Raw genomic sequence first — 9,127 nt, 5'->3', positions numbered from 1 at the left:
ACCCGGCGTCCTGCCGGGTTACCCACGGATTCAAGCCTGCGTTCGGCCAGCGTGGTTTAACGGGGCGCCTAGGATCAAAAGCAGATCAAGAGCGGCTCGCTTCGCATCGTGGTTACGGTTGAGCGCTACAGAGTTGTGTAGATACCTATGCCCCGATGGCGGTGGGTCAGCAGCACATAAGTGACTGACACACCGCCATCGGGGGCAAGCCCCCTCCCACAGTAGATTGTGGTGTGGCTTATTTTTTCAGCAGCGCCGAACACGCCGCCTTGTAAGCCTCGTGCTGATACTTGTTCAGCGTCGCGGGCAGGTCAAAGTTGTGCTTCTTGTTCTGCGCATTGATGGTTTGCGGTGACAAAAGCGTTACCTCCACCCCGTCCAGCAGTTGAAACACCCCTTCAATCTTGAATGTCGTCGGGCCACCGGCGAATTCGCCTTTCTTGCTGCGCTTCTTGATCGCGATACGGGTGATGGCGTTTGCCTGCACGAACGCCTTCACCTGCGCGGCGAAGGCCTTGACGTTGGCGGCCTCATCGTCGTCATCGAGGGCGATTTTCTTGGTGGCCAGGGCGACGTGGGTCAGCGCCTGGCTGTCCAGTGAAGCGACGGCGATGATGGCTTCGCTGCCTTTGATTTCAATGCCGCAGATAGTCATATGAGTACTCGGGGTGTCAGGCGGAAAGTGACGTTATGATGTTTATTTAAGTCGCTGGCATGGGGTCGTCTGGAACCAGGCTGACGAGTTTGTACCGGCGACCGATTTTTATTTTTCCAGGTTCCGGCTCAAGCGTCAGGTCGTAGGTGATGTGCGTCACCAGTAGAAACTTCACGCCACTTCTATCGTTCATAAAGCCCTTCGTACTACGAACCGTATCGGGGTCGTAATCGAGCTCCATTCCTTTCAGGTAGCGCGTTGTCAAGATATAAGATAGAGGCAGCGAATGATCCAGGAGCGTTAGCTTTTTATCCTCAAGAGAAATAGTGGTCTCTGAGGGCACTGTCAATGCGTGACCTTCGCTGAGTGCGTCCTGTTGGAAAGTGCTGCAGTACTGTAATTCCAAGTTAGTGGCGTGTCGCGAACTGGCGCTGCCAACATACAGCAATGTTCGGTGGGCATGGGTATTGTCAAGTTGAAGTTGCAGCTGTCCAAAGTCAAGCGCTTTGAAGCGACTGCATTCCGTATAGAAACGCTTGGCTTCAAGAAAAGCAACTCCCTCTTTTTCGGTGCCGTTTGGAAAAGTGAATTTTACAAGTATGGCAATATCTCCATACTTGGTTTCAAAATTCTTTCCGGCAAATTTATAAAGGTCCCATGCGACGTTTTGAGGGGCGGGAGATGTGATCGTTACTTTTTTCAACTTCTTGGTAAAACTTTTCAGTATTTTGTAGGTGATGATGTCTTCGTTCCACCCCCTGTCGAGGTCGGAGGTTACTGCTTTATTTATTAGGAAGTCTATTTTTTCCAGCCATTCTGACGGCGTAAGTTTCATGCAAAGTCCATTAAAAAATAGTCAGGTAGTCGCGTTGAATAGGTGGTCTATTCCTGCCCAATCGACTCCAAAAACTCCGACCGCTCGTCACTCATCCGCGCCAGGCAATCGTTGTGCGCAATCGCATAGGCCTTGGTGCCTGTGACCGCCGGGAAAGTGTCCACCGCACAATCGGCGTCGCGCAGTTTTTCCCATTTTTGCTGGGCGTCCTTCAGACGGGCGGTAATGTCCGCCAGTTTGGTCTTGTCGCTGCCATAGGTCGAACCCATACGTTCCAGCAGCCCCTGATAGTTGTCCTTGAGCAATTGCTCGGCGGTGGTTTTGTTGTAGGTGGCGCATTCCAGGGTTTGCTGGTCGTTTTCGATGCCGTCGCACGGCGTGCTATCGGTGTCTTCGGCCGCGTGGACGCCGGTTGCGATGAGTGCCAAAGCCAGGAAAATCGATTTCATTGCGCCGTCTCATATCAGGTGATGCGGGAATTCTGGCTCAAGCGTAAGACAAAGAACAGCCGCCAGTCAGACCTCTCTTAACAGCCTTTGTCGTGGATTGACGCTTTCGGCAATTCCCCTGTCGTTTTTGCACCCGGCTCCGTCGGTCCCTGGGCATATGCTGGCCCCAAAGCGCCGGCAGACGATTCGGCGCATGAATCGCCAATAAGGGGACGCCTGATGAGCCCAGCCGAGTTGCACGCCGACAGCATCGTTATCGACGGTCTGATTATTGCCAAGTGGAACCGCGACCTGTTCGAAGACATGCGCAAAGGTGGCCTGACCGCCGCCAACTGCACGGTGTCGGTGTGGGAAGGCTTCCAGGCCACGATCAATAACATTGTTGCCAGCCAGACCCTGATCCGCGAGAACAGCGACCTGGTGATCCCGGTGAAAACCACCGCCGATATCCGCAAGGCCAAGGAGCAGGGCAAGACCGGCATTATCTTCGGCTTCCAGAATGCCCACGCGTTTGAAGACCAGCTCGGCTACGTCGAGATCTTCAAGCAGCTCGGCGTCGGGGTGGTGCAGATGTGCTACAACACCCAGAACCTGGTGGGCACCGGCTGCTACGAGCGTGATGGCGGCCTGTCGGGTTTCGGGCGTGAGATTGTCGGCGAGATGAACCGTGTCGGCATCATGTGCGACCTGTCCCACGTTGGTTCCAAGACCAGCGAAGAGGTCATCCTCGAATCGAAAAAGCCGGTGTGCTACTCCCACTGCCTGCCGTCCGGGCTTAAAGAGCACCCGCGCAACAAGTCCGATGAAGAACTCAAGTTCATCGCCGACCACGGTGGTTTTGTCGGCGTGACCATGTTCGCGCCGTTCCTGGCCAAGGGCATCGACTCGACCATCGACGACTACGCCGAAGCCATCGAATACACCATGAACATCGTCGGCGAAGACGCCATCGGTATCGGCACCGATTTCACCCAGGGCCATGGCCAGGATTTCTTTGAAATGCTGACCCATGACAAGGGCTATGCCCGTCGCCTGACCAGCTTCGGCAAGATCATCAACCCGCTGGGCATTCGCACCGTGGGCGAGTTCCCCAACCTGACCGAGACCCTGCTCAAGCGCGGCCACCCCGAACGCGTGGTACGCAAGATCATGGGCGAGAACTGGGTCAACGTCTTGAAGGACGTCTGGGGCGAATAAGCCAGACACCTATCGGCAACACCACCACGAATTTTTCTGGAGTTAAGTTTCCATGGCCAAGATCGCCCCGCAATTGCCTATCGAAGTCGACAGCGAAACCGGTGTCTGGACCTCCGACGCCCTGCCCATGCTGTACGTGCCGCGCCATTTCTTCGTCAACAACCACATGGGTATCGAAGAAGTACTGGGCGCCGACGCCTACGCCGAAATCCTCTACAAGGCCGGCTACAAATCCGCCTGGCACTGGTGTGAAAAAGAAGCCGAATGCCACGGCCTGGAAGGCGTCGCGGTGTTCGAGCATTACATGAAGCGCCTGTCGCAACGCGGCTGGGGCCTGTTCAAGATCCAGGACATCGACCTGGATAAAGGCACCGCCAGCGTCAAGCTTGAGCACTCGGCGTTCGTCTACGTGTACGGCAAGGTCGGGCGCAAAGTCGACTACATGTTCACCGGCTGGTTTGCCGGCGCCATGGACCAGATCCTGCAAGCGCGCGGCAGCAAAATCCGCACTGTGGCCGAACAAGTCTACGGAGGCTCCGAAGAGGGCCACGATGATGGCCTGTTCACCGTAAAACCGTTGTAAGCCGAGGACCGTGCCATGGCTTTCGAAGCAATGTTTGCGCCGATCCAGATCGGCAAACTGACCATCCGCAACCGCGTGCTCAGTACCGCCCACGCCGAGGTGTATGCCACCGACGGCGGCATGACCACCGACCGCTATGTGAAGTACTACGAAGAGAAAGCCAAGGGCGGTATCGGCCTGGCGATCTGCGGCGGCTCGTCGGTGGTGGCCATCGACAGCCCCCAGGAATGGTGGAGTTCGGTGAACCTGTCCACCGACCGTATCATCCCGCACTTCCAGAACCTGGCCGACGCCATGCACAAGCATGGCGCCAAGATCATGATCCAGATTACCCACATGGGCCGTCGTTCGCGTTGGGACGGCTTCAACTGGCCGACCCTGATGTCGCCGTCCGGCGTGCGTGAGCCGGTGCACCGCGCCACCTGCAAGACCATCGAGCCGGAAGAGATCTGGCGCGTGATCGGCAACTACGCCCAGGCTGCGCGCCGGGCCAAGGCCGGTGGCCTGGACGGGGTGGAACTGTCCGCCGTGCACCAGCACATGATCGACCAGTTCTGGAGCCCGCGGGTCAACAAGCGCACCGACGAATGGGGCGGCAGCTTCGAAGGCCGCATGAAGTTCGGCCTGGAAGTGCTCAAGGCCGTACGTGCCGAAGTGGGTGACGACTTCTGCGTGGGCATACGCCTGTGCGGTGACGAGTTCCACCCGGACGGCTTGTCCCACGAAGACATGAAGCAGATCGCCAAGTATTACGACGACACCGGCATGCTCGACTTCATCGGTGTGGTGGGCTCGGGGTGCGATACGCACAACACCCTGGCCAACGTGATCCCGAACATGAGTTACCCGCCGGAGCCGTTCCTGCACCTGGCGGCCGGTATCAAGGAAGTGGTCAAGGTCCCGGTGCTGCACGCGCAGAACATCAAGGACCCGAACCAGGCCACGCGCATCCTCGAAGGCGGCTATGTGGACATGGTCGGCATGACCCGTGCGCACATCGCCGATCCGCACCTGATCGCCAAGATCAAGATGGGCCAGATCGACCAGATCAAACAGTGCGTCGGCGCCAACTACTGCATCGACCGCCAGTACCAGGGCCTGGACGTGCTGTGCATCCAGAACGCCGCGACCTCCCGTGAATACATGGGCGTGCCGCATATCATCGAGAAGTCCACCGGGCCCAAGCGCAAGGTGGTCGTGGTGGGCGCAGGTCCTGCCGGTATGGAGGCTGCACGCGTTGCCGCCGAACGTGGCCACGACGTAACCCTGCTGGAGAAGAAAGAGTTTATCGGCGGGCAGATCACCACGGCATCGAAAGCGCCGCAGCGTGACCAGATCGCCGGCATCACGCGCTGGTATCAGTTGGAGCTGGCACGCTTGAAAGTCGACCTGCGCCTGGGCGTGGCGGCGGATGCCGACACCATCCTCGACCTGCGCCCGGACGTGGTGGTGCTGGCCGTCGGTGGGCATCCGTTCATCGAGCAGAACGAACACTGGGGCGCTGCCGAAGGGTTGGTGGTGAGCAGTTGGGATGTGCTCGACGGCAAAGTCGCACCCGGCAAGAACGTATTGGTGTACGACACCATCTGCGAATTCACCGGCATGTCGGTGGCGGATTTCCTTGCGGACAAAGGCTGCCAGGTCGAGATCGTCACCGACGATATCAAGCCGGGCGTGGCCATCGGCGGTACGTCGTTCCCGACTTACTACCGCAGCATGTACCCCAAGGAAGTGATCATGACCGGCGACATGATGCTGGAAAAGGTCTACCGCGAAGGCGACAAACTGGTGGCGGTGCTGGAGAACGAATACACCGGGGCCCAAGAGGAGCGGGTGGTGGACCAGGTGGTGATCGAAAACGGCGTGCGCCCGGACGAGGAAATTTACTACGCCCTCAAGCCAGGCTCGCGCAACAAGGGCCAGATGGACGTCGAAGCCCTGTTCGCGATCAAGCCGCAGCCGTGCCTGAGCGAGGCGGGTGAGGGGTACTTGCTGTTCCGCATCGGTGACTGCGTGGCCCAGCGTAATACCCACGCTGCGATCTACGACGCCCTGCGCCTGTGCAAAGACTTTTGATGAGGTGAACTCGGTCAAATGTGGGAGGGGGCTTGCCCCCGATAGCGGTGGTTCAGCGACAGCTGTATCAACTGACACTCCGCCATCGGGAGCAAGCCCCCTCCCACATTCAAGGCCAGTTTCACAGTAGGCCTGTGTGGTCTTTGGGAGCTTCACCATGTTGAACACCTTGCTGCCTATTCTCCTGTTTGCCGCCCTGGGCCTCGCCGTCCTCGGCGCCCTGCGCCGGGCAAACATGTGGCGCCGTGGCCGCGCCTCCAAGGTCGACCTGCTTGGCGGCCTCTTGGCCATGCCCAAGCGCTACATGGTCGACCTGCACCACGTGGTCGCCCGCGACAAATACATCGCCAATACCCACGTCGCCACGGCGCTGGGCTTTGTGCTGTCGGCGTTGCTGGCAATCCTGGTGCATGGGTTCGGCCTGCAAAACCGTATCCTCGGTTACGCCTTGCTGCTGGCCTCGACCTTGATGTTTGTCGGCGCCATCTTCATGTACCTGCGCCGCCGCAATCCGCCTGCTCGGCTGTCCAAAGGCCCGTGGATGCGCCTGCCGAAAAGCCTGATGGCGTTTTCGGTGAGTTTCTTCCTCGTGACCCTGCCGGTCGCCGGGATTCTGCCCGCCGACTTCGGTGGCTGGCTGCTCGCTGCGCTGCTCGGCGTGGGCGTGCTGTGGGGAGTGTCCGAAATGTTCTTCGGCATGACCTGGGGCGGGCCGATGAAACATGCTTTCGCCGGCGCCCTGCACCTGGCCTGGCACCGCCGCGCCGAACGCTTTGGTGGCGGCCGTTCCACCGGTTTGAAACCACTGGATCTGAGCGACAAGACCGCGCCACTGGGCGTGGAAAAACCCAGGGATTTTACCTGGAACCAATTGCTCGGCTTCGACGCTTGCGTGCAGTGCGGCAAGTGCGAAGCGGCGTGCCCGGCGTTCGCGGCCGGCCAGCCGTTGAATCCGAAAAAACTCATCCAGGACATGGTGGTCGGCCTGGCCGGTGGCACCGATGCCAAGTTCGCCGGCAGGCCGTACCCGGGCAAACCGATTGGTGAACACGCCGGCAACCCGCACCAGCCGATCGTCAACGGCCTGGTGGACGCCGAGACCCTGTGGTCGTGCACCACCTGCCGCGCCTGTGTGGAAGAGTGCCCGATGATGATCGAGCACGTCGACGCCATCGTCGACATGCGTCGCCACCTCACCCTGGAAATGGGCGCCACGCCGAACAAGGGCGCCGAAGTTCTGGAAAACCTGATCGCCACCGACAACCCCGGCGGCTTCGCCCCCGGCGGTCGCCTGAACTGGGCGGCGGACCTGAACCTGCCGCTGCTCAGCGACAAGAGCAGCTGCGACGTGCTGTTCTGGGTCGGTGACGGTGCCTTCGACATGCGTAACCAGCGCACCCTGCGCGCGTTCGTCAAGGTGCTCAAGGCGGCAGGTGTGGACTTCGCGGTACTCGGTCTTGAAGAGCGCGACAGCGGCGACGTGGCGCGGCGCCTGGGCGATGAAGCGACGTTCCAACTGCTTGCCTCGCGCAATATCCAGACCCTGGCCAGGTACAGTTTCAAACGCATCGTCACCTGCGACCCGCACAGTTTCCACGTGCTGAAAAACGAGTACGGCGCCTTCAACGGCAACTACCTCGTGCAGCACCACAGCACCTTCATGGCCGAGTTGATCGGCGACGGCGCGCTGAACCTGGGCCAGCACAAAGGCACCAGCGTGACCTACCACGACCCGTGCTACCTGGGCCGCTACAACGGCGAATACGAGGCGCCGCGCCAAGTGCTGCGCGCGCTGGGCATCGAGGTCAAGGAGATGCAACGTTCGGGCTTCCGTTCGCGCTGCTGCGGCGGCGGCGGCGGAGCACCGATCACGGACATTCCCGGCAAGCAGCGTATCCCGGATATGCGCATGGACGACATCCGCGAAACCGGCGCCGAGCTGGTGGCCGTGGGTTGCCCGCAGTGCACCGCAATGCTCGAAGGCGTGGTCGAACCGCGCCCGCTGATCAAGGACATCGCCGAACTGGTGGCCGACGCGCTGCTTGACGACGCCCTGCCTGCGAAGGCGCCCCCCAAACGTGAACCTGCGGAGGTGCACTGATGAGCGACATTATCCGCCGCGACCCACGGGCCGAATGGATCGCCCGCAATCGCCTGCACCCGCTGCATGCGGCGATGCAGCCGGTGCAACAGAGTTGGATGGGGCCTAACGGCGTCATCCGCAAGAATGTGCACGGTGTGGGGTTTATCGGCCCCAACGGCATCAAGCGCATTGACCGCAGCGGCGCGCAACAGGGCGGTGCAGCCAAGCGTACGGCGGCGGTGCAAGTGCAACTGCCGCTGCCGCTGCATCAGGTTGCGGCGCCGGCGTTCTACATCAACGTGGTGCCGGATATGGTCGGCGGCCGCTTGAGCAGCCACGACCGCGATGTGCTCGGCCTGGCCCGGCAACTGGCCGGCAATGACGGCGCGGTACTGGCCGTGGTATTTGGTGAACACAAGGAAAATGCATTTGCCACAGCCGGTGTCGACCGCCTGCTGGTACTGGATGGTCATGAATTCGACGGTTATTCACCGGAGCAACGCGTCCAGGGCCTGCGGGCTGTGGATAACCAGTTCAACCCGCGTCACTGGTTGTTGCCCGACAGCCGCAGCGGTGGCGGTGAACTGGGCCGCCGTTTCGCCGCCAGCCTCAAGGAACGCCCGGCCACGCGGGTGTGGCAGATCAAAGGCGAGTCGTGTATCGGTCGCGCCGGCGCGGGCCAGGAAGATTTGGCGCGGCCGCTGCCGCGCCTGATTCTCGCTGCCGTCGAATGCGCCGATCCGGTCAGCGAGACGCGCCATGAAGTGTCGCCCGTGGAGTTATCCACAACCCTGGCACGCAGCCTGCCGCGTATCGAAGACCTTGGTGCGGTAGCAGTGGACCCGGCGGCGATTCCGATGGCCGAAGCCGAATTCATTTTCTCCGGCGGTAACGGCGTGAAGGATTGGGCGCTGTTCCACCAGACCGCCGCCGCGCTGGGCGCCACCGAAGGCGCTTCACGGGTCGCGGTGGACGATGGCTTCATGGCGCGCGATCGCCAGGTCGGCGCCAGCGGCACCTGGGTCACGGCGCGGGTGTACGTGGCCGTGGGTATTTCCGGGGCGATCCAGCACCTGCAAGGCATCGGTGCCTGCGACAAGGTGGTGGCGATCAACCTCGACCCCGGCTGCGACATGATCAAGCGTGCCGACCTGTCGGTGATCGGCGAAAGCGCCGCGATTCTGCACGCCTTGATCGCTGCGGTCGAGGCCTACCGCAACGGCGCCAAGCGCGATGCAGCCTAGGGACA

8 protein-coding genes are annotated in these 9,127 nt (G+C 60.7%); 5 read left to right on the top strand and 3 right to left on the bottom strand.

Annotation, left to right across the window (positions count from 1 at the left end; genetic code table 11):
• Positions 1-238: 238 nt before the first annotated feature.
• From BFP96_RS23075 to BFP96_RS23065, 3 genes are read right to left on the bottom strand one after another with little or no spacing between them, the layout of a single operon-like run.
• A complete protein-coding gene (locus BFP96_RS23075; RefSeq protein ID WP_065937081.1) occupies positions 239-655 on the bottom strand; it encodes a DUF3010 family protein in 417 nt (138 codons plus the stop codon).
• A 46-nt stretch (positions 656-701) separates the two neighbouring features.
• The gene (locus BFP96_RS23070) at positions 702-1,490 is read right to left on the bottom strand and encodes a hypothetical protein (RefSeq protein ID WP_065892454.1); all 789 of its coding nucleotides are present in this window, start codon (positions 1,488-1,490) and stop codon (positions 702-704) included.
• A gap of 47 nt (positions 1,491-1,537) precedes the next feature.
• On the bottom strand, positions 1,538-1,939 hold the full coding sequence (locus BFP96_RS23065; protein ID WP_065885435.1) for a lysozyme inhibitor LprI family protein: 402 nt from the start codon (positions 1,937-1,939) through the stop codon (positions 1,538-1,540).
• A 219-nt stretch (positions 1,940-2,158) separates the two neighbouring features.
• Between BFP96_RS23065 and BFP96_RS23060 the strand changes: the two genes are divergently transcribed.
• The 5 genes from BFP96_RS23060 (at position 2,159) to BFP96_RS23040 (ending at position 9,122) form a co-directional block, all read left to right on the top strand.
• Entirely contained in the window at positions 2,159-3,136 is a 978-nt protein-coding gene (locus BFP96_RS23060; RefSeq protein WP_065885436.1) for a dipeptidase, read from the top strand.
• 52 nt (positions 3,137-3,188) lie between these two features.
• A complete protein-coding gene (locus BFP96_RS23055) occupies positions 3,189-3,719 on the top strand; it encodes a DUF5943 domain-containing protein (RefSeq protein ID WP_008033249.1) in 531 nt (176 codons plus the stop codon).
• Positions 3,720-3,734: 15 nt separating this feature from the next.
• A complete protein-coding gene (gene dgcA, locus BFP96_RS23050) occupies positions 3,735-5,795 on the top strand; it encodes a dimethylglycine demethylation protein DgcA (RefSeq protein WP_065892455.1) in 2,061 nt (686 codons plus the stop codon).
• Positions 5,796-5,952: 157 nt separating this feature from the next.
• Positions 5,953-7,896: a dimethylglycine demethylation protein DgcB gene (gene dgcB, locus BFP96_RS23045; RefSeq protein ID WP_065937080.1), complete on the top strand. Its 1,944-nt coding sequence runs from the start codon at positions 5,953-5,955 to the stop codon at positions 7,894-7,896.
• Positions 7,896-9,122, top strand: coding sequence for an electron transfer flavoprotein subunit alpha (locus BFP96_RS23040; protein WP_065937079.1), 1,227 nt, complete (start codon positions 7,896-7,898; stop codon positions 9,120-9,122). The genes dgcB and BFP96_RS23040 overlap by 1 nt, the downstream gene beginning before the upstream one ends.
• Positions 9,123-9,127 lie beyond the last annotated feature (5 nt).

Source organism: Pseudomonas sp. 34 E 7 (assembly GCF_900005715.1).
Classification (GTDB): Bacteria; Pseudomonadota; Gammaproteobacteria; order Pseudomonadales; family Pseudomonadaceae; genus Aquipseudomonas; species Aquipseudomonas orientalis_A.
Note: the sequence above shows the minus strand (reverse complement) of the source record. Positions and strands in the feature narration are given on the sequence as shown.